The following is a 22,099-nucleotide window of genomic DNA, read 5'->3' as shown; positions in this document are numbered from 1 at the left end:
TGCACCACAGGCTTTATTTTGTCACAAACACCTGTTACGTCGCAGACGCCCTTTCCCTTTTCGCCATCATCTTCTTCAGCGCATGGGATACCGCAACAAACCCGAAGGTTGCGGTGACCATCGTCGCAGCCCCAAAGCCTGATGCGCAATCCATACGCATGACGCCGTCTGCCGTGCTGCGCGATGCACAAACGGAACCGTCAGGCTGCGGATAAACCAGCGGCTCGCTGGAGAATACGCAGTCGATCCCCAGCTTCCCTTTACTGTTCTTCACCACGTTAAAATCGTGCTTTAACCGCTCGCGCAGCTTGGCAGCCAGCGGATCCTGAATCGTTTTCGCCAGATCGACCACTTCAATCCGAGTCGGATCGATCTGTCCGCCGGCACCGCCCGTTGTCACCACCGGGATTTTATAGCGGCGACAGTAGGAGAGCAGCGCCGCCTTCGGGCGCACGCTGTCGATGGCGTCAATCACATAGCTGAAGTTTTTATCGAGCAGCTCGGCCACGTTTTCCGCACTGATGAAATCATCCACGCAGGTGACGCGACATTCTGGGTTGATCGCCAGAATACGTTCCGCCATCACTTCCGTCTTCGACTGTCCAGTGTGCTGACGCAGCGCGTGGATCTGCCGGTTGGTGTTACTGACGCACACATCATCCATATCGATCAGCGTGATCGCGCCGATGCCGGTACGCGCCAGCGCCTCAGCCGCCCAGGAACCGACGCCACCAATGCCAATCACACAAACGTGAGCCTGAGAAAACAGCGCCAGCGCCTGTTGACCATATAACCGCGCGGTGCCGCCAAAGCGTTGCAAATAGGCTTCGGATAATTGCGTACTCATTCAACCAACCTTACGAAAACAAAATCACAGAAGAATAAAACCGCGAGAAAAAGCGGCTCAGGATAGCGCTAAACCCGCACGACATCCACCAGACAGCTCATGGCATTCGGCCCCTGCGTGAGCGGCGACGTACCGATATCCAGCGTCAGTACATTCGCATTGCCAGACTGTTCAACCGGATGCCACGTTTTCTGACCAAATCCAGGCTCAAACCAGGCACCGGTGGACATGATCACCACGCCCGGCGTGACGCCGTCAGTAATCTGCACACCTGCCAGAATACGACCACGCGCATTTCTGACTTCCACCTGTGAACGGTCGGCGATATCCCGCGCAGCAGCATCCTGCGGGTGCATGTAAAGCGTCTCTTTTCCTGCGGTTTTATTCGCGGCAACCAGCGGCGTCGCGGCAAGTTGGCTATGCAAACGGTCGGACGGCTGAATGGAAATAAAGTGCAGCGGCCATTCTTCCGTGCTTTTGGCTCCCAACCATTCAACGGGAGGTTGCCACTCCGGGTGTGGTGCAAAATCGGCATAGCCATAGCTGGCAATCGCGGAGCTGAACAGTTCTATTTTTCCGCTGGGCGTACTGAGCGCATGTTGCTGCGGGTCGCGGCGAAAATCCTCAAAGAACACAAACGGCTTTTCATCCATCGGGATTTCTACATGTCCCTGCTGCCAGAAATCCTCAAATGACGGCCAACTGTCGGCAACGCCTCGCTGCCTTGAACGGCACTCGTCATAAAGGTGTTCCAGCCACTGCCGCTCACTGCGATTTTGCGTGAACACATCGCCATAACCCAAACGCTCCGCCAGCTCGCTGAAGATATCCACGTCATTACGCGCCTGATGCTGCGGCGCAATCGCCTGATGCATGGCAAAAATAAAGCGATCGCGGGACGACCCGCCGATGTCATTACGCTCCAGCGTGGTCGTAACAGGCAGCACGATATCCGCCATTTGCGCCGCTGGCGTCCAGACGATATCCTGCACAATCACCGTATCCGGCTTACGCCAGCCGTCTACCAGACGGTTCAACTGCTGATGGTGATGGAACGGATTACCGCCCGCCCAATGAATCAGATGAATATCGGGATAAGTATGGGTTTCTCCCTGAAAGGTATAAGGCGTACCGGGATGCAAGAGCATATCGGCGATGCGCGCCACGGGGATTGCTCGTCCCGCATTCGGGCTGGAAGGTGAAGCTGGCGCAGGCGTTGAAATACGCTCGTTGCCCACGCTATTCATCGAGCCGTGCCCGAAGGAGAAGCCGCCACCCGGTAACCCCACCTGTCCCAGCATTGAGGACAGCGCAATCATCATCCAGTACGGCTGCTCACCGCGGTGCGCGCGTTGCACAGAGTAAGAACAGGTAATAAAGCTGCGCACGCCAATCAGCTGTTGCGCCAGACGCCGGATACGCTCGGCGGGAATGCCCGTGATATCGCTGGCCCATTCGGGCGTTTTCACCACGCCATCGCCGCGGCCATGCAAATAGTCGCTCAGTTGCTCATAGCCAACACAGTAGCGTTGCAGGAAATCCTTATCGTCAGCGCCCAAGCGCTGAATCTCATAGCCCAGCGCCAGCATCAGAGCGACATCGGTATTCGGTCGGATAGGAATCCACTCGGCGTTCACAAACTCGGGGCAGTCATCGCGCATCGGGCTGATGTTAATGACCGGAATGCCTTTCGCCACCAGCGCTTCCAGCGCAGGCTTCAACGTGTGGTGTCCGGCACCGCCGGAGGCCACCTGCGCGTTTTTCAGCGCCAGACCGCCAAACGCAAGGAAAATATCACAGTGCTCAGCGACACTGCGCCATTCCGTCACCTTGCCCGTCAGCGGATGGAAGGTGCCAATCACATACGGCAGGAAGAACTGCGCTGCGCCCCAGCTGTAATTCCCCTGCTGATCGACCGCGCCGCCGCCAGAGAAATAGAAGCGTCGTACCTGAGAACGCGCATGGTGATAGCGCCCGGCAGATGACCAGCCGTAGGAACCGGCAAACAAGCCGTCCGCACCGTAACGATCGCGAATACGACGATTCTCCTGCGCAACCAGATCGAGCGCCACATCCCAATCCACTTCAGCAAAGTCTTCCCGGCCACGCAGCGTTCTGTCGCTATTTTCGCGTTTCTGGAGCCAGGAACGCCGCACCGAAGGCCGACGGATACGCCGGTCGGAATACACCAGCGGCACGATGGAATCGAGCATGTCAGAAGGTGCCGGATCGTCAGCAAACGGCTCGCATCGAATCAACCTGCCGTCTTCAACTACAGCGGTAAACGCGCCCCAATGCGCAAGATGTGGATAACGTTTAATCGCCATGACAACCTCAGAGAAGCATCAGTTTTGTTGATAATTAACCAGCAGTGAAGAACCTGAACCGTTCGCCGTACTGCTTTGTGCGTTCTTCAACACCCAAACCCGTCCATAGTGGTTATAGAAGCCAGCCGAGTGGCCTGCATCCGGCCCAATACCCTGATACATATCGAAGTGCTGGCCTTTAATCGCCCCGCCGACATCCAGCGCAATCATCAGGCGCATTTCATACTTGCCAGTGAATTTACCTACGTTATCCAGCAGCGGCACTTCCATTAACAGAGCGGTACCAGCCGGAATCAGCGAACGGTCAGATGCCACAGAGGCTTTCGCCACCAGCGGCACGGCGCTGGCCCCTTTGACAGGGGCGGACATCATGGGTTTAAAGAACACGAAAGAGGGATTCTGCTCAAACAATTCACGTACTTCATATTCGGTGTGCTGCTCCGCCCACTTGCGGATGGCCTGCATAGACATCTCTTCACGCGGGACTTCACCCCGATCGATCAACACTTTACCAATACTGCGGTAGGCATGGCCGTTTTTACCCGCATAGCCGAAGAACGTCAGCGGACGTCCATCGCCAAAATCAATATAGGCGCTGCCCTGCACTTCCATCATGAAGTTATCGACCAGCGAGTTAGTCCAGGCGAGAACCAGCCTGTCATCCAGCGCTCCAGCATAAATGCCAGCACGATCCGGCAGCCGACTGTTCTTTCTGCCCTTCGACGGCATGGCATATAAAGGATGGCGGAATTCCCCCTGGCGGGTATGGCGCGCCTGCAACACCGGCGTGTAATAACCGGTAAACTGCACGTTACCAAAATTATCAACGCCTTCCATCTGCCAGGCGTTCAGACCAAACTTGCTCAGTTCACGGGTATCAGCCCCGGACATCATCCAGTTTTCAATCGCCTGAAAAGTCGTATTATTGCGCGTATAGAGATTCGGTGACGCCGAGCGGATTTCAGAAACCTGAGTCATGAAATCCCGTGCGTTGACGGGTTTACCCTTGGCATTCGGCTCATTCACCAATTCCAGAGGCTGGTTGAGGTGACCATCTTTATATTGCTGCCCGCGATCGGTTGGCCGGGATTGACACCCAGCCAGAATGGCAATGACCACTGCGGTCAGCACATATTTTCCCCACCGTCCCTTCATCTTTGCACTCGCTTTTTACATCAAAAAATTTACCGTCGAACGATAACAAACGGCTATCGAGAAAGGAATGGGACAGCATATAAATCCACGGATCGCGCGTATGCCATTCGGCACGCGGCACAGTAAAAGGTGGGGTTTCCTCCCATCGCCACATTACGGTCACAAAACAACCTATAAGGCGGTAAATCAATCACCTGACAGCCAAATACCGCGCTTTTTAGAGAAATAGGTTGCATCAATACTCATGGAGAGTATAGTGCGCATCCACGGACGCGGGGTGGAGCAGCCTGGTAGCTCGTCGGGCTCATAACCCGAAGGTCGTCGGTTCAAATCCGGCCCCCGCAACCAATTGATGTGAGTCGTCCATCAAGAAAAGTGAAAGTAGTAAAAGATAGTCAATAGTAAAAAGTTAGTACGGACGCGGGGTGGAGCAGCCTGGTAGCTCGTCGGGCTCATAACCCGAAGGTCGTCGGTTCGAATCCGGCCCCCGCAACCAATTGATGTGAGTCGTCCATCAAGGGAAGTAAAAGTAGTAAAGAAAGTCATACGGACGCGGGGTGGAGCAGCCTGGTAGCTCGTCGGGCTCATAACCCGAAGGTCGTCGGTTCGAATCCGGCCCCCGCAACCAATTAAGACTATTTTCAATTACGTTCTGTTCGATTAAGAACGCAGCGATAAAGCACCTTAACGGGTGCTTTTTTGTTTTCTGCGCGACCTCTTTCCTCTGAACCGCGCCGGTTAGGCGCAGCCATCGTGCGACATCAGCAACATCAACTACTGCTGAGCCTGACTGGCAAAGTAGGCTTTAATGCCTGCAAAAATGGATTCGGCAATCTGCTGTTGAAACTGGCTGGTACGCAGCTTGCGCTCTTCCTCCAGATTACTGATAAATGCCGTCTCAACCAGAACAGACGGAATATCCGGCGCTTTCAGTACCGCAAACCCAGCCTGATCGACGCTGTTTTTATGCAGGCGATTCACTTTACCCAACCGACTCAGGATCTCTTGACCAAACTTCAGGCTGTCGCTGATAGTGACGGTCTGCACCAGATCGAACATGGTGTGATCCAGATAGCGATCGCCGCTCATGCTCACGCCGCCAATCAAATCCGATTCGTTCTGAGTTTCTGCCAGAAATCTGGCGGCGGTACTGGTTGCCCCTTTCTTCGAGAGGGCAAAAACCGACGATCCTCTTGCCGAACGATTGGTAAACGCATCCGCATGAATCGAAATGAACAGATCGGCACGCTGCTTGCGCGCTTTCGCCACCCGCACGCGCAGCGGAATGAACACATCTTCATTGCGCGTCATATGCGCTTTCATGTTGGATTCATTATCGATCAGCTTGCGCAGGCGGCGGGCGATTTGCAGCACGATGTCTTTCTCGCGCGTTTTATTCTTGCCAATCGCACCGGGATCTTCACCGCCATGACCAGGGTCGAGCATAATAATCAGCGGACGATCCCGCCCGGCCTTCCCGGCTTTCGGCGCTTCTGCTGGCAGCGTGCGCTCCAGATCGCCTTTGTTGTAATCCTCCAACAGCGCCAGCAGCGGATCTTCTTCGTTGTCATAGCGCCCTGCCGCAGGGTACAAATCCAGCACCAGCCGATGCTTGAATTCGGCCACCGGCCCCAGCGTAAAGACTTTGGTCGTCACCTGCTGTTTGAGTTCCAGCACCAAACGCACCGTGCTTTTATCAAACTGGCCGATGCGCGCTTCTTTAATCAGCGGATCGTTATCCTGCTGAAACTGGCTGGCTATTTCCTTCAATACGCTGTTCAGGTGAACATTTTCGATATCCACCACAATGCGTTCAGGATTACTGAGACTAAACTGTTTATATTTCAGCGGGTGATTAGATTCCAGCGTGACGCGGGTATAGGCAGAAGACGGCCAGACGCGCACGGCAACAACCTGTGTTGTCGCCGCCATCCCTACACCACTTACGCTTAACAGCCAGGTTGCTGCTGCGCTTTGTAATAGACGCCGTCGAGTCAGATGATGATTCGAATGAGACATGCCGCTCCGATCTGATTGCTGTGCGTTATCCTGAATTTTTGTTTGCTACTGCATGGGATAAGCGATCAAAAAATGAATAAAGGTAAAAATTGTCAAAAACTTTAACGAATCTGCTCTGCCCTGTCATGCAAAAATCATCTGCAGGCCTTATAACAGGCGGATATCATAAATTTGAAGCATTAACCTCGCTTTTATGGTGAATACTTCCTCTTGCCTTTTACGCCATAAAGAATAAAAATACATAAATTACGAATAAAAATGCAAAGAGGGCTCGCAGTGAAGGAACGTAGTACAGAACTGGTTCAGGGCTTCCGCCATTCAGTTCCCTATATCAATGCCCACCGTGGCAAAACGTTTGTCATCATGTTAGGTGGCGAAGCCATTGAGCATGCCAACTTCTCTAGCATCGTAAATGATATCGGGCTGCTGCACAGTCTGGGGATTAAGCTGGTCGTCGTTTATGGCGCTCGCCCCCAGATCGATGCCAACCTGACAACGCATCACTACGAGCCTCACTACCATAAAAACACCCGCATCACCGACAGCGCCACGCTGGAGCTGGTTAAGCAGGCGGCGGGGATGCTGCAGTTGGACATCACGGCCCGACTGTCGATGAGCCTGAACAACACGCCGCTGCAAGGTGCCCATATTAATGTCGTCAGCGGTAATTTTATTATCGCGCAACCGCTTGGCGTTGATGACGGCGTGGACTACTGCCACAGCGGCCGCATTCGCCGCATTGATGAAGAAGCCGTTCATCGCCAGCTGAATAGCGGCGCGATTGTCCTGCTCGGACCGGTTGCGGTTTCTGTCACGGGTGAAAGTTTCAATTTAACCTCGGAAGAGGTCGCGACCCAGCTCGCCATTAAGCTGAAAGCGGAAAAGATGATCGGTTTCTGCTCCTCACAGGGCGTGACCAATGAAGAAGGCAACATCATTTCCGAGCTGTTCCCTGACGATGCACAGAAGCGTATTGATGCACTGGAACAGGCTGGCGATTACCATTCGGGTACGGTTCGATTCCTGCGCGGCGCGGTTAAAGCCTGCCGTAGCGGTGTGCGCCGCAGCCACCTGATCAGCTATCAGGATGACGGTGCGCTGCTGCAGGAGCTGTTCTCACGTGACGGCATCGGTACGCAGATCGTGATGGAAAGCGCCGAGCAGGTTCGCCGTGCAACCATCAATGACATCGGCGGCATTCTGGAACTGATTCGCCCGCTGGAAGAGCAAGGTATTCTGGTCAGACGCTCGCGCGAACAGTTAGAAATGGAGATCGACAAATTCACCGTCGTGGTACGCGATAACCTGACTATCGCCTGCGCGGCACTTTATCCGTTCCCGGAAGAAAGCATCGGCGAAATGGCCTGCGTTGCGGTTCATCCGGATTACCGCAGTTCATCGCGCGGCGATATGCTATTGCTACGTATTGCCGCCCAGGCGCGTCAGCAGGGTCTGCAAAAGCTGTTTGTGCTGACGACGCACAGCATCCACTGGTTCCAGGAGCGCGGCTTTTTACCCGCCGAAGTGGAAATGCTGCCGAAGAAAAAACAGGCGCTGTACAACTACCAGCGTCGCTCGAAGATTCTGGTGTTGGACCTCTGAGCGATTCCACTCAATAACGCCGCTCGTGGCCGACCGTAAAATCGGCCACAAGCGTTTGTCCATTTATGGCTGCTTGCCAAACTCACCGCTCAGCGTCGTCCATTTCCTTGCCTGTTCACTCAGCGTGAACCCGAGTCCCAAACGATCGGATCCCCACATGCGCTCATCGTAGATATTGGTTTTTCACTGATTGAGCGCGAATCGGCCTGACGTTAATATCTAATAAAACAGTTCACTATAAGCAGCATGCTCTCAAGAACGTGCCATTAACGCGCTAATTCGCTCTTCCAAACCGCTATAGCGCTGCGTTGGCGTCTTCACCGCACGACAGAGGATCCTGATGTCGGTATAGAGAGACAAACGCTGGCGTGCACGGGTGATGGCGGTATACACCAACTCCCTCGTCAGCACCGGCAAATAGTGGTTAGGCAACACCAGCGCGGTATGATCAAACTCCGACCCTTGCGATTTATGCACCGTCATCGCATAGGCCGTTTCGTGCGGCGGCAGACGGCTTGGCGTGACATCTTTGGTTTCGCCATTCGGCAGGGGGAAAAACACGCGTAGCTCCCCGCTCTCTCCCATCATGGCAATACCAATATCGCCGTTGAATAGGCCCAAAGCAGCATCGTTACGTTCAATCATGACTGGGCGGCCGGGATACCAGCGGTTAAGCGGATGACGACTACGCTGAATCAACCCAGCCTGATGCAAAGCCTGCTCGATGCGCTGATTCAGCCCTGCGACGCCAAACGGCCCTTCACGCAACGCGCACAGTTGGCGATAACGCTGGAAGGCAAGCAGCACGGCATCCGGCGAGGATCCCGCAGTAATAAGCTGTAGATAATCACCATATCCGTCGACACACTGTGCCAACATGGCCTGATATTCTTCAGCATCGGCTAACGGACTACAGGTAATGTCGGTAAACTCGCCATTCAGCACCTCACGCACGCGAACATCATCGCCGCCGTTCACCGCCTGCGCCAATTGTCCAATACCGGAATACGGATCAAAGCGATAACTCCGGCGTAACAGGCAGATACTGTCACTGACCGTCGTCTGTCCTTCAGGGCCGCTTTCATCCAGACTACAGCCCGTCAGCCGCTGCAATTGCTGCGCCCGCGCGCGGCTATAGCCAGCCTCGGCAAAACGACAAATATCGCCCAATACCGCCCCCGCCTCAACGGACGCTAACTGATCGCGATCGCCCAGAAAGATAATTCTGGCGTGTGGCGGAAGCGCAGCAATCACATTCGCCATCATCGGCAGATCGACCATTGACGCCTCATCCACAATCAGCACATCCAGATGCAGCGGGTTGTCCTGATTATGGCGCAGGCGCTGGCTATCCGTCACCGCACCCAAGAGCCGGTGCAGCGTTGTCGCTTCCTGCGGAAACGCATCCCGCTGCTGAGGTTCCACCGCCAGACGATGCAGAGCCTGACCCAGCGACTCCGTGAGCCGCGCTGCCGCTTTCCCAGTCGGTGCGGCTAATTGAATACGTAACGCTTCCCCCGTATTCAGTTCAATCAATGCGGCCAGCAGTCTGGCGACCGTCGTGGTTTTCCCCGTCCCCGGCCCGCCAGAAATAATCGCAATACGGCGCGTCAATGCGACAGCGGCGGCGACTTTCTGCCAGTCAACCTCTTCGCCCGTGTCAGGAAATAACCGATCCAACGCGGCCCGGATCGCAGGTTCATCAACGGGTAGCGTATCGCGTTCGCTGGCGATAAAGCGCGCCACGCGCCCCTCACTCTGCCAGCTGCGCTGTAAATAAAGCTTTTCTCCCTGCAACACCAGCGGCGTCGATGAACTGCCGTCGCTGACAGCGTCAGATGCCAGCAAACGCTGCTGCCATGCGGCGACCGTGTTGAGCCCTGCCTCCGTAAGCAGCTGTTGTGCCAGATCAGGATCGCGACCATCAAACAGCGTCTGTGCCTGCAAATTCTCCAGCGGTAAGCACACATGCCCCGCGCCCGAGTGCGCGCTCAGGCAGGCGGCGGCCAGCAGCAGAGCGGGCTGCGTCTCATCCGCCAGCATTCTGGCAAACTGCATATCCAGCGGGCGCAGCAGTCGCCGCGCCAGTGCCATTTCAAGCAAGGCAATCATGAGGGAATTCCTGTATCAGCATCGTCAGGCATCTTTCCCTTGAAGAGCGTATCAAGCCCAAAAACAAAGTCAGCAGAGGGGCGGCAAGCAAAGATGCCATTGCCGGGGTGAGATTCCTCAACGCCGCGTAAAAACAGATAAAACACGCCGCCAAAGTGGCGCTCATAGACATAATCCGCAATGCGGTGACGGAGATAGCGATGCAAAGCCAGCGTATAGAGCTGGTATTGCAGGTCATAGCGGTGTTCGGCCATCGACTGCATCATGGCCGTTTGGGTGTACGCACTGGCATCAGGGCCGAGCCAATTGGATTTGTAGTCCAGCAGGTAATAGCGCCCTTCCCAGCGGAACACCAGATCGATAAATCCTTTCAGCATGCCTTTCACCTGCTGAAAAGAGAGCGCCGGACACCGCGCGGATAGCGGATCGTGATGCTTTGCCAACCGGTCGAGCTGCGCCGCATGTATTGGAGCATCAATTGGTATATAGAACTGTAATTCAGCCTGCTTATCTGTGTTATCCAGCGCCGACAGTGTCATCCCTTGATTGTTAAGCGGCGTATGCAAAAGCGTATCCATCCACACCTTCAACACCGGATGCCAGTGCGCTTCAAATCCCTGTAGCTGCAACTGCTCGGCTAGCCAGCCATCATCAACAGGCTGGGTGAAATCCAGCGTTTCAAACAGGCTATGCAAAAACGTCCCCGGACTTGCGCCGCGCGGGAACGTATGCGGTGTCAGTTGGGCTTCATCCGTTTCCTGACGCTCGCCTATCGCTTCGATATCCAGACGCGGCACCAGATCCTGCGCACTTGTGGTGCCATGCTGCTGAAGTCCCGAATAACTGGTGACTCGCCAGCCGTCGCGCAATTGGCGCTCAATATGACGAGCCTGTAGCTCTGCCAACTCTGGTCTATCCGGCTGCCAGCGCTGCGTTTCCGTCGCCTGTAGCGGTGTCAATGCAACACCGTCCCCGACCATGCCCTCCAGCTCGCTGACTAACGTGGCAGCCTCAGCTTCTTTACCGCGCTGGAGTAAATAGCCCAGCGCGCTCTGGTGCATATCACTGCTGCCGTCTTTCTTACGTGACCGCTGAACAGGCGCAACGCCTACGCTACAGTAGTAAATAGAGCGGGTTAGCGCGACATACAGCAAACGTAAATCTTCCGCCAGCCGCTCTTCTTCCGCCAACGTCTGACTTTCCTCATGATTTTGCAGATCCAATACGGCCTGATAGCTCTCGCGATCGTGATAAATGCCCTGATCCTGCACGCGGAAATTACTGATGAAAGGCAGCCACACTAGCGGGTATTCCAATCCTTTCGATTTATGGATCGTGACGATCTGCACCAAATGACGGTCACTTTCCAGACGTAGCTGCTGATTCTCGGCCTGCGGATTCGGCTGGACAATCTGTTGCGATAGCCAGCGCACCAGCGCATGTTCGCTATCGAGCGTTGCCGAGGCATCCTGCAATAACTCACCGATATGCAGGATATCGGTAATGCGGCGCTCCCCGTCCGCGCTCGCCAGCAGGTTTTCCGCCAATTGATGTTGGCTCATTAGCGCACGCAGCATCGGCAGTACGCCTTTCTGACGCCACAGCGTGCGATAACCGGCAAACTCATCCACCAGCGCATCCCATGTTGCTTCGCTTTGCCCTAACGCATCAACCTGTTCGGCATCTAGCCCCATCAGCGCCGTCGCCATTGCACTGCGTAACGTGCGCTCCTGCTCCGGTGCCAGCACCGCCTGCAACAGCCACAACATATCGCTGGCTTCTGGCGTGCTAAACACGCTGTCGCGATTGGACAGATACACCGAGGGAATCGACAAACGGCTCAGTGCATCACGAATCAGCGAGGCTTCACGCCGGCTGCGCACCAGCACACTCATGTCGGAGGCTTTGACCAAACGCCGTGAATCATCGCTGACCAACCAGGCTTCATGACGCTGGCTGGCCGCCAGCCAGTCACGAATCTGCGCCGCACACTGGCGCGCCATCTGCTGCTGATAATCCCCTATGCCGATCGGTTCTGAGCCCGTTAGCCAGAATTGCAACGCAGGCTGAGGCTGCCCGGCAACCTCAAACACCAGGCCGCGTTTAGAGTCGGCAGGCTTGACCGGCAGGAAAGGGATATTGTGGAAAATAAAAGGATGGTCGAGGCGCTCAAACAAACGATTAACGCCACGCACCATCTGATGCGACGAACGCCAGTTCGTGCCCAGCGTATAATGTGCAGCCACTTCTCCGCGCGCGTGCATATAGGTAAAAATATCCGCGCCGCGAAATGCATAAATAGCCTGTTTAGGATCACCGATCAACAGCAGACCACACTGCGGCTGCCTGACGTACAACGTTCGGAAAATACGGTACTGCTGGGGGTCGGTATCCTGAAACTCATCAATCATTGCTACCGGATAGCGCTCGCGAATGGCGCTGGCAAGCTGCTCTCCCCCCGGCTGCTGCAACGCAATATCCAGACGACTCAGCAGATCGTCAAATCCCAGCTCCGCACGCTGTCGTTTCTCCTCACGCACCGACTCCCGGATCGCTGACAGCGCACGCACAATCACCAAATCACGCAGCGATAGCGGCGTTTCAAGCAGCCGCTCAGTCTCCTCAAACAGGGCATGAACAGGTGGTTCACCTTTCTTCGTCTTCTCGATTAGCGTTTGCTGGGCAAATCTCACCAGATCTTTCGGCAGTTGATAATCCAGCGTCGGCTGCTCTGCCCACAGCGTGACTTTCTGTAACCAGTTGGGAAGATGCTTGCTGCTGTAGCTGCGCTTATCGACGCCAGAAGCGCTAATCAACGCTTCCAGCTCCGCTGCTGACGCCAGCCAGCGTTGTTTGTACGCATCGATCGTCGCCACGATTTTCTCATGTCGACTCAGCAACGTTTCGTCTTCTTCTGGCGGCAAGCGAAACGCAGGCGCTTCACCGTGCAGATAAGGAGCCAGATCGGCCAGCAGGTTTTCTGGCCCTTTCCACTCCAGACCGACAATACGGGCGACCTCTACCGGCAGCGGATAGCAATAACGACGCCAAAAATCGGCGCAGGCCTGACGGCGCAACGGCTGCTCATCTTCTATCAGCACTTGTTCAAAAAGCACGCCGGATTCAAACGCATTGGTACTGAGCATACGCTGGCAGAAACCGTGGATCGTGTAGATCGCCGCCTCATCCATTTGCCGTTCAGCCGCCAGCAATACATCAGCCGCATCGCGATGGTCCGAAATCTCCGCCAGCAGTTGCGCGAGCGAAGCATCTTTATGCTTTTCCGCCTCCTTCCCCTGCGCGCTTTTACGCAGGCAGGCGATACGCAAGGCGTGAATTCTGGCACGAATACGCTCCCGCAGCTCTTCGGTCGCGGCCTCCGTAAAGGTCACAACCAGAATTTCCTCGACCAGTAGCGGACGTGGATACGCGGCTTGCTTACCCAGCCCCAGCAACAGGCGCAGATACAGCGTAGCCAGCGTATAGGTTTTCCCTGTTCCGGCCGACGCCTCAATCAGCCGCTCCCCCAGGAGCGGTAACGTCATGACGTCTAATGATTGCGGCGCGGCACTTGTCATTGTGCTGCAACCTTACCGACAGCGTCCGATGCCGCAGTATCCGCTGCGGGCTGTGCGGCTGGCGCAGGGATCATCGCAGGCGCTTTCTCACGCGGTAACGTTTTCTGCAATGAAGAGGCGTCCGCGTAGGTATGCCATCCTTTCGGTGCGGCATAGTCAGCTTTACCATGATGGCTGCCGGAAACCTGCGACAATACGGCCAGCCCCTCAGGCTTCAGCGCCTGCTGGAAGAAATCGGCCAGTTGCGCCACTGTCAGCGGTTTGATTTGTTCGAGCAGTTTCTCCCGCGAGTCAAAAGCAAAGTTTTCCCGATCCACATCCTTACGCAGTCGGCTGGCTTCTTCACCCAATGTCTGCGGACGTTGATTCAGTTCATTCATCACACCTTGTTTATACTGTGCGAACTCTTCTTCACTCATTTCACGCAGTCGTTTTTGCGCTTTCAGGTAAAAATCTTCATAGCGCTGATACAGATAAGCAGGCTGTTTGCTGTTGCTTTGTAGCAGGAAGCCGATGCCCATCTGTCGGCCAAGCGACATCGGGAAAGCAAACACCGCATAGCCCAACTGCTCTTCCGTTCTCAGTTGGCTATAGAACCAAGGCTGAACGATCTGCCCCAGCACCGAGCTATACGCCATGCTTTGCGTTTCCGCGTAACCCGTTGGCACATACACTGCCGCTAGCGCAGAATCCGTGCTGCTGCCTGGGCGCTGTAGATTAGCGAGCTGTGGCTTGCTGACTTTGACATCATCGCTGCGTGACAGATTTTCACCCTTCGCCTTCAGATGCGCTTTCAGCGTCGTCGCTAACTCGGTCACGCTCTCCGGTGTCAGATTACCGACGACCAGCATTTCCGGCGTGGCTTTTTGCAGCAGATCGTTGCGATAATTAATCACATCCTGTAAGTGAATATCTTTCAGCAACTTACGTCGTTCGCCGCGTTCGAAGTAAGGCAGTTGCGATACCGCCTGAATCGGCTGTATGGCTTGTTCAAAGGCTTTTGATTTTTCGACTGCATCCAACTGCTGCAAGTACCAGGACTTTGCCTGCTCCAATTGCGCTTCCGTCGACGTAAAGGAGGCATAGCCATCCGCCAGTGTCAGTAGCAATCGTGGCAAATGCTGGGTATAGCCATCGGCGCTAATTACCAGACCATCATTACTGCGAGTGGAGAAGCTAATGCCACCAACTGAGGCCTGATAGCTGAGTTCATCCAACGCCAGCCCCGCCAGATAGTCATTTAACGCGAACAACACCTGATTCCGTGCGGTACTGCGCGCTTCCTGATTACGCAGGAACAGGGTGATTTCTGCTTTCGGCTCATCGGCGAAATAGTGGCTTGGCATATACAGCACGCGCAGCCCCGGCTGATTCAGCAGAAGCGTCGGCTTGGTTATCGATTTATCCGCTTTGATCAGAGAAAAATCATCCGGGATATAAGGGTTGATCGTTGGCAACGACAGCGACATTTTTTGCCCCAGCGTTTTCCATTTTGCGAATGTTGCTGACGGAATTTTATCCATCTCGTACGGCGCATCGACAAAGTAGGCCACTTTATTATGCGGTTCATTCGGGCTGATAACCCAAACGCGCGCGTTCTGCGGCGTCATCTCGTCTAAACGTGCAGCAATGGCCTTCGGATCGTAGCGATCCGCAACATACTGCGCATCCAGCGTGTGTTCGACTGGCACGCGCAGCATGGTATCCACCAGCCATTCGATGTAGTCCATGTCCCGGCTGATGGACGGATAGCGGAAATCCAGATCCAGGACGCGTGCGATCTCATCAAAATAACGTTGCTGAATCCCCTCGGTGCGGATTTCTTGCAGGTAACGGAAGATGGCCGCAATCACCTCGTCACGCTGTGCCAAACCTTTATCGGTCAGCGAGGCTGAAATAGCGAACATGCCGCCGTTACGGTCGATAATCGGTGAAGAACCCGCACCGATAGACTCAACCAGCCCTTCCTTTTGCAACCAATCAGAAAGCGTATTCTGGCTGCGGTTGCCGATCAGATAGCTAATGTAGGTATCCGTCTTGCTGCGAAATTCCTGGCTACTATCGCTGACGCGAAATTCAATACGCAGCTGTTTTCTCGGTTGCGCAGGGACATAGTGAATCATCACGCCACGCTGCTTCTCCGTCGTGACAGGAACGGTAACCGCAGGAACGCTGGCGTTGTGATTGGCAATGCGCCCGAAGGTATCGGCCGCCAGTTTTGCCAGTTCAGGGAGAGGTTGATTGCTGTAAATCACCCCTTTCATCAGGTTGGCCGAGTAGTATTTCTGGTAGAACTTCACCAGTTCATCATGCAGTTTGCTGCCAGGCTTATCGCTCAGGGTTTCAAGATTCCCCCCCGAAAAACGCGCGCTCGGGTGTGCTGGGTTCAGCGTCTCTGCGCCTACCTGCGCGATGCGATGACCGTCACGCGAACGCGCCATCGTTAATTCCGCATTGACCGCGTTACGCTCACGATCGGCATTCACCGGATCGAGTAGCGGCTCCGCAATCGCATCGGCCATCCGATCTACAGCGGGCCGCAACGCATCATTTTCGACTTCCAGATAAAACGCCGTGCGGTAAGACGCCGTGCTGGCGTTGTGGCTGCCACCATGCTTTTTCAAAAACTCAGACAGCGCTTCTGGCTCAGGGTAACGTTTTGATCCCATCAGCACCATGTGTTCAAGGTAGTGCGCTAACCCCAGTTGGTTATCAGGATCGTCCAGCGAACCAATAGGCAGCGCCAGTGATGCCAACGATTTGGGTGCCTGCGGATCGGAAACCAGCAGAACGGTCATGCCGTTATCCAGTTTGATCGCCTGATATTGCCGCGGATCTTTTTCGCTTTTTCGAATGGTCTGAGCCAGCGGCTGCCAGCCCGTCTCTGCCCAACTCGCCGGAAGCCAGAATGTGAATAAAAGAAACCACCCGGTAATCCAGACCCACTGTTTACGCATGCAATTCTCCAACCTCATATCCATCACTTTTCACGTTGCAGTGCATTATCTTCTCGCACCTCAAAATCGACTCGGGCATTACTCATCACGCCAGATTAAAGCGGAACGGTGGCAGTAGCCAGATTTGCGCCGCCTCAATCACCTCATTCATTCGTTTTTCATCCAACTCACGAATAATACGTTGCAGGTAATAATCCTCGCCTTCCCCCCGCATTCCCATATTGCCCTGCCAGGCTTGCAATAAACGGGCGCGCGCTTTGTTCTGCGCCTCTTCATCTGACCGCAGACTATCGCTTTCACGATCATAACATTCAGCCAGCCAGGCGCTCCCCGATTTATTGAGCAGTAACAGCGGCCTGCTCATTCCCTGACGATATCCATCCAGCATGACAGACAGATGTTCTCTGGCCTGCGCTTCCGACAAGGCAGCAAAGCGCCACGCGGTATCCTCCCGTCCATACAATCGGCTTTCGCCTTGCCCCCCCGTCACACAGTAGGCCAAGTGTTCCAGCCACAGCGTCATGCCATCCTTCATGGAAAGCGTGCCGGGACGCCAGCGTAGCAAACCATCCGGCTGCACCTGATTCAGCCAGCCGCTGATGCGCACACCGTTAAGGAGGATATCCACTTCCCGGCTCACCAACAGCGAGGGCATTAACTCATCACGCACGCGCGCTGCCAACTGCGCCATATCCTGCTGTTGTTCCTGCCAGTAAATTTCACCGAACGCGCCATAGGGAAGCTCACCCGCCGCTCTGGCACGGCGATACAGTTTTTCCGTATCACCATCATTAATCAACGTGTTAAGCAACTCGCTGTTCAATTGATAGCGGTTAAGGCTATCAACGACAAAGGGCTCTTCATCCAGCAGTTCATCGCTGTGCAGCATGAAACTCACACCAAGCCGCAGTTGAAAAAAGGCTCGCACCGGGTGACGATAAAACCGTTTCAGATCGTCCAGGCTGACATCTCTATCCGTTGTTCTTTCGGACAACGCTTCACGATCGAAATCAGGCTGGGCTTCCCCTTTTCGGTTCGCCGCCGCCAGCCACTCTGTCGCAAAGCTCAATGGCTGCGGTGCCGACAGGAAGTTATCCGCATCGAAAGGCATACGGCTATGTTCACGGCAGAGGTGCTTCACCACCCGCTCAGCGCTGCTATCAATATCCAGCGCCTCATCGCCCGGCAGAACGTAACTTTGGGCGATATACTCCGTCAGTTCGCTCACCAATACGGAAGGATAGCGACGCGTATTATCCTGAATCGAGCGCCCGATATGGCTGATATAAAGTTTGTGCTGCGCCGACAGAAGCGCCTCCAGAAACAGATAGCGGTCATCGTCACGTCGGCTACGATCGCCGCGCTTGATCTTCCGCCCCATTAGATCGAACCCGAGCGGCGGCAGCGTTCGGGGATAGACACCATCGTTCATTCCCAGCAAACATACGACCTTAAAGGGAATGGAGCGCATTGGCATCAGCGTGCAAAAGTTGATCGCACCGGCCAGAAAACGCTGGCTGAGCCGTTCCTGATCGAGGCGCCGCGACAGTTCATCACGTAACCGGGAGATCGGCACTTGTTGTGGATAATGCGCCATCGCCCCCATGCCAATCACGTACTGCCACTGTTTTTCAACCAATGCCAACGCCGCTTCAGTCTCACTATCCGCGTCAAAGAAGATTTCAATCAGCTCTCGGCATAGCGGTAACCAGTCAACCAGCACGCGCGGCTGAGACAGGCGCTGACGCCATTGGTGGATCTGCATCAGCAGTTCGGCCAATTGACCGGCCAATTCCGCAATCAATCCGCTGGATTCATCGTAAGGCAGCACGCCCTGCCAGTCGCCAACCTGGCTGTCCATCGCATAGCCCAGCAGCATTCTCGTCAGGCCAAAACGCCACGTATGTTGGCCCGTCGGCGGCAGCATGAGATCGCGCACATTGTCGTCATCCAATCCCCAGCGTACACCAGACTCTACCACCCACAGGCGCAGACGCCGTAATCCTTCTTCCTGAATACCGAAACGGGCAGCCAACGCGGGCACTTCAAGCAATGCCAAAACCTGTTCCGCCGTAAAACGACTTGTCGGTAAATCCAGCAGGCTGATTACCGCCTGCAAGGCGGGGTGCGCATGCCGCGCACGCTGATCGGAGATGGCAAAAGGCAGATAGCGGTTATCCGGCGCATTGCCAAATACCGCCTGAATAAATGGCGTATAGCTGTCAATATCCGCCATCATCACAATGATGTCACGCGGCATCAGCTCAGGATCGTCTGCCATCATGGACAGCAGTCGATCGTGAAGCACTTCCACCTCACGCTGCGGACTATGACAGGCGTGAAAATCGACCGAACGATCGTCGAGTGCCAGCAGGCGTTTTTGCGTGCTCGAGTTCTGTGTTTCGTGGCTGACAGCCACTACAGCGTGGTCTTCCAGCTCAAGAATATCACGCTGTAAGGTTTGCAGCAGATTTTCGCCATCAGACTCAACAAAGGCGTCGATCTCCTGCACGTTATCCAGCTCAGCCAGCAGATAAAGGTTATCGCGCCCCAGCTTTCCCCACGATGCCAGCAACGGATTATTAATCGACTGTTTACCATCATCGTTGAACAGCGTTTCTGCCTGTGAGGGATCGCGAAAGAGCGGGCGAGTTTCATCAGCAGAGTCGCCGTCAAATCGATGTAAGCGACGGCTGCGGGCTTTTAGCTTCGCCAGAAACTTATAGTCCTGAATGTCACTCCAGTAATGGCGACAAGGGTTGGTAAAGAGCAGGTGCACGTCAATATGTCGCGCCAGCGCGTTCAACGCCTGTAAATAGATCGGGGGTAACGCCGAAATGCCGCAGATAAAAACGCGCGGCGGCAGGTCATGCGGGCACGTTTTTGCCTGCTCTAACGCAGTAATAAAACGTTGATACAGAATCGCATGATGCCATTCGGGCTGCGCCAGCCCACGCGTGTAATCCACCAGCGCACGCCACAGCGCCGATTGCCACAACTGGTTACCGCCGAGATCGTCAACCTGTTTTCCCTCTTGCCAGGCTTTGATCCACTCAGGGCGATAAATCAGGTATTGATCGAAAAGATCCGCCACGCGCCCGGCAAGCTGATGCAGTTTTCGCTGGTTATCATCATCTTGCAGATAGTGATTCAGCACCGCAAAATCAGGCTGTGATAATAAATCGGGCAACAAGTGCATGAGTTTCCACGTCATTGCATCCTTGCTGAAGGCGCTTTCTTTTGGAATATCCGGCAGCACGTGGCGACACATATTCCATAAAAAAACACCGGGCAGCGGGAATTGAATATTGGCAGCAATACCGAAGTGCCCAGCCAGTTCAATTTGCAACCACTGCGCCATCCCCGGACTTTGCACCAAAATCACTTCCTGCTGGAAGGGATCGGCAAGCGGCTGACGTTTTATCAACTCAACCATCAGTCTTTTCAGGATATCCAACTGATTGGAGTGATAGATTCTAAACATTCTGGCTCCTGCTACCGCGGCTTACGATTGATAACTCAAAGTTTACTTAAACAGGCCTATTGAACAAGCGATGACCGACAAAACCAACGGTTTAGTGTAGCCTGATAGCGGCGTGGCGTCATGACTCTTGCCGTTACCTGACGGCATTCTGGACTCTGTAACTGCTCCGACACACTAAACTGCCAGTGTTTACTCGACAGGGATGCCGCATTATCAAGAGCAAACGGATGATACGGTACGCCTGCTTCATAGGCTTCCAACTGCTGTATCGCAAACCGCCAGGCCTGACGCTGCTGCCACTGATGCTGAAATGATTGCTGTAATATCTGGTGATATTGCAATAATCCCATCAGCGACACGGCAAACAGCAGCGCCGCCACCAACGTCTCCGGCAGGCTAAAACCCGATTGATGATTCACATATCCCTTGTTCACTACGCTATTCCCTTGCATCACAGCGTGTCACATCCTTATCAGGGCAAAAATCCAGCCAGCCGTTACCCACTGGTTGAATAGCGTTCTGCCCCGATGACAGCGCCAAAAATGACACCCGCTGGTACAGCGTCAACGATCGCACCGAACCGGGGAGCGTGCCTTCACCACGCAGTAACCCCTGCCTCCCATCCGAAGCCGCACGCAGGCACACCACAAGCTGTTCCGCCGACAATTTCTGACACTGCCAGCTTTCCGTTAGCGCATTCCAACGCTGCCCCTTTCCCCAGTTCAACGAGGACAATGCTTGATTGAAAGCGCGCAGATAATGCCGCTCATCGTTTCCCACCTGAATGGCAGTCTCAAGCTGACGTTGCAAACCTGACATCAACAGCAGGCCAACAACGGCGATCAGCAGTACCATAGGCAGTGTTCCACTTCCCGTTTGCCATCCTTTCTTCATGGGTTACGCCCCAGTATCAGGCGGGAAATATGTTGCTTAACGGCAGGGCGTTTGGCCCAGTATCCCGCCAGTTGCAATTCATACAGCGCCACATCATTTTGCGCAGTCAAACGCTGTAACCGGAACAGCGTAAGTACGACCTCCTGCGGATCAAACAGTTTCTCCCATCGGTCACCCTGACAATTGTGCGCCCCACTTTGAATTTCCAACGATCGACCGCGTAGACGATAGCCAAAAGACTCGGCATCCTGTTGCTCTCCGCCATCCCAAATGCCATTCCGGTTCAGATCGTAAGAGACATTCAGGCAGCTATTTTCCGCCTCTCCCGGATAGTTTCCGATACTGATCGCCTTTCCCTGGCAGGTTCCAGCACAAAAGCCCGCCCGTCGGATGTCTTTCTCAATCCCCATCGCGACCTGACTAAACAGTTGCTCCAGCCGGAAAAGCTGTGCACTGTCCTGACTTTGACCACGCAACAAAGGGTATAGTTGCGCCGCCGACAGCATAATCAGGCTGCCTAAACTCAGCGCTAACAGGATCTCCGACAGAGTGAAACCACGCTGTTTACACCTCCGATTCACCTGCATCAATACCGTGTCCCTCAATACGATCTGTTTCAGCATAGGGGAATCGCCAGAACAGCTTGCGATTCGCTGCACAGTCGCATGCGTCCCCTCACCGAGATGATGAGACGCAACTGCCCCGCAGCGTTCGACAGCGAGATGTGTCCAGCCTGAGCGGCGTTACGCAAGCCAAAAAACGTAAATACGTTGCTGGTGGACTTTGCCAACACGATATCCTGCGTACGACGTACGAACTGTCCCGAATGGTTCTCACGGCATATCTCCTCTGCCTGTTTTTCATTCTGGCCCGCCATCATGCACCATAACTCCCCCTGCGATATGAGCCTCACCGTCCGGGTTTCGTTATGCCAGTAGGCATTCGCCTGAGCCCGACTCAAAAAGTCCAGCAGTTGCTGCGCACTCTGCTCCAGACGAATGGCCTGCTGATACTGAATCCAGCCATGCAGGCCGCCGCCCGCCATCAGCGCTACGAGCGTCAGCACCACCAATAATTCAAGCAAGGTAAACCCCCGAGGTTGTCGATTCCCTGTTTTCATGACG

General features: G+C 54.7%; 13 protein-coding genes, 3 tRNA genes and 1 pseudogene. 4 read left to right on the top strand and 13 right to left on the bottom strand.

All coding sequences use genetic code 11. The features are described 5' to 3' along the window. Positions 1 to 34 precede the first annotated feature (34 nt). The 3 genes from tcdA to mltA all read right to left on the bottom strand — a co-directional run bounded on the left by tcdA (position 35) and on the right by mltA (position 4,329). Positions 35 to 847: a tRNA cyclic N6-threonylcarbamoyladenosine(37) synthase TcdA gene (gene tcdA / locus O1Q74_RS04645; protein WP_180742162.1), complete on the bottom strand. Its 813-nt coding sequence runs from the start codon at positions 845 to 847 to the stop codon at positions 35 to 37. Positions 848 to 915: 68 nt separating this feature from the next. Beyond that, a complete protein-coding gene (locus O1Q74_RS04640; protein WP_271876458.1) occupies positions 916 to 3,174 on the bottom strand; it encodes a molybdopterin-dependent oxidoreductase in 2,259 nt (752 codons plus the stop codon). An 18-nt stretch (positions 3,175 to 3,192) separates the two neighbouring features. Further along, entirely contained in the window at positions 3,193 to 4,329 is a 1,137-nt protein-coding gene (gene mltA, locus O1Q74_RS04635; protein ID WP_271876455.1) for a murein transglycosylase A, read from the bottom strand. A 271-nt stretch (positions 4,330 to 4,600) separates the two neighbouring features. Between mltA and O1Q74_RS04630 the strand changes: the two genes are divergently transcribed. The 3 genes from O1Q74_RS04630 to O1Q74_RS04620 all read left to right on the top strand — a co-directional run bounded on the left by O1Q74_RS04630 (position 4,601) and on the right by O1Q74_RS04620 (position 4,957). Next, positions 4,601 to 4,677: transfer RNA gene (locus tag O1Q74_RS04630), tRNA-Met, on the top strand. A 71-nt stretch (positions 4,678 to 4,748) separates the two neighbouring features. Next, positions 4,749 to 4,825, top strand: a tRNA-Met gene (locus tag O1Q74_RS04625). A 55-nt stretch (positions 4,826 to 4,880) separates the two neighbouring features. Next, a tRNA-Met gene (locus O1Q74_RS04620) sits at positions 4,881 to 4,957 on the top strand. A gap of 146 nt (positions 4,958 to 5,103) precedes the next feature. Here the strand turns inward: O1Q74_RS04620 and amiC are convergent. Next, on the bottom strand, positions 5,104 to 6,348 hold the full coding sequence (gene amiC, locus O1Q74_RS04615; RefSeq protein WP_271876452.1) for an N-acetylmuramoyl-L-alanine amidase AmiC: 1,245 nt from the start codon (positions 6,346 to 6,348) through the stop codon (positions 5,104 to 5,106). Positions 6,349 to 6,606: 258 nt separating this feature from the next. Here amiC and argA point away from each other — a divergent pair, with 258 nt between their 5' ends. Next, positions 6,607 to 7,950, top strand: coding sequence for an amino-acid N-acetyltransferase (gene argA, locus O1Q74_RS04610; protein WP_271876450.1), 1,344 nt, complete (start codon positions 6,607 to 6,609; stop codon positions 7,948 to 7,950). Positions 7,951 to 8,013: 63 nt separating this feature from the next. On the opposite strand, the pseudogene O1Q74_RS04605 reads toward argA, so the two are convergent. The 9 genes and pseudogenes from O1Q74_RS04605 to O1Q74_RS04565 form a co-directional block, all read right to left on the bottom strand. Further along, a pseudogene (locus O1Q74_RS04605) lies at positions 8,014 to 8,118 on the bottom strand (hypothetical protein); the annotation flags it as partial. An 84-nt stretch (positions 8,119 to 8,202) separates the two neighbouring features. Beyond that, complete coding sequence (recD, locus tag O1Q74_RS04600) at positions 8,203 to 10,062, bottom strand: exodeoxyribonuclease V subunit alpha (protein ID WP_271876446.1); 1,860 nt, start codon at positions 10,060 to 10,062, stop codon at positions 8,203 to 8,205. Next, positions 10,059 to 13,640 (bottom strand): exodeoxyribonuclease V subunit beta, encoded by a 3,582-nt coding sequence (gene recB / locus O1Q74_RS04595; protein WP_271876443.1) that lies wholly within the window; start codon positions 13,638 to 13,640, stop codon positions 10,059 to 10,061. Before recB ends, recD begins: the two co-directional genes overlap by 4 nt. Then, positions 13,637 to 16,597, bottom strand: coding sequence for a pitrilysin (gene ptrA / locus O1Q74_RS04590; RefSeq protein WP_271876441.1), 2,961 nt, complete (start codon positions 16,595 to 16,597; stop codon positions 13,637 to 13,639). Before ptrA ends, recB begins: the two co-directional genes overlap by 4 nt. Positions 16,598 to 16,682: 85 nt before the next feature. After that, entirely contained in the window at positions 16,683 to 20,081 is a 3,399-nt protein-coding gene (recC, locus tag O1Q74_RS04585) for an exodeoxyribonuclease V subunit gamma (RefSeq protein WP_271876440.1), read from the bottom strand. A 56-nt stretch (positions 20,082 to 20,137) separates the two neighbouring features. Then, complete coding sequence (locus O1Q74_RS04580; RefSeq protein WP_271878739.1) at positions 20,138 to 20,533, bottom strand: prepilin-type N-terminal cleavage/methylation domain-containing protein; 396 nt, start codon at positions 20,531 to 20,533, stop codon at positions 20,138 to 20,140. Then, positions 20,520 to 20,975 carry a YgdB family protein gene (locus O1Q74_RS04575; protein ID WP_271876439.1) on the bottom strand — a complete coding sequence of 152 codons (456 nt, stop codon included), beginning with the start codon at positions 20,973 to 20,975 and terminating at the stop codon, positions 20,520 to 20,522. The genes O1Q74_RS04580 and O1Q74_RS04575 overlap by 14 nt, the downstream gene beginning before the upstream one ends. Beyond that, the gene (locus O1Q74_RS04570) at positions 20,972 to 21,598 is read right to left on the bottom strand and encodes a prepilin peptidase-dependent protein (protein ID WP_271876437.1); all 627 of its coding nucleotides are present in this window, start codon (positions 21,596 to 21,598) and stop codon (positions 20,972 to 20,974) included. The genes O1Q74_RS04575 and O1Q74_RS04570 overlap by 4 nt, the downstream gene beginning before the upstream one ends. Continuing rightward, on the bottom strand, positions 21,592 to 22,095 hold the full coding sequence (locus O1Q74_RS04565) for a prepilin peptidase-dependent protein (protein ID WP_271876435.1): 504 nt from the start codon (positions 22,093 to 22,095) through the stop codon (positions 21,592 to 21,594). The genes O1Q74_RS04570 and O1Q74_RS04565 overlap by 7 nt, the downstream gene beginning before the upstream one ends. Positions 22,096 to 22,099 lie beyond the last annotated feature (4 nt).

This window comes from Pectobacterium sp. A5351 (assembly GCF_028335745.1).
Classification (GTDB): domain Bacteria; phylum Pseudomonadota; class Gammaproteobacteria; order Enterobacterales; family Enterobacteriaceae; genus Pectobacterium.
This window is presented reverse-complemented; position numbering and strand designations above follow the sequence as displayed.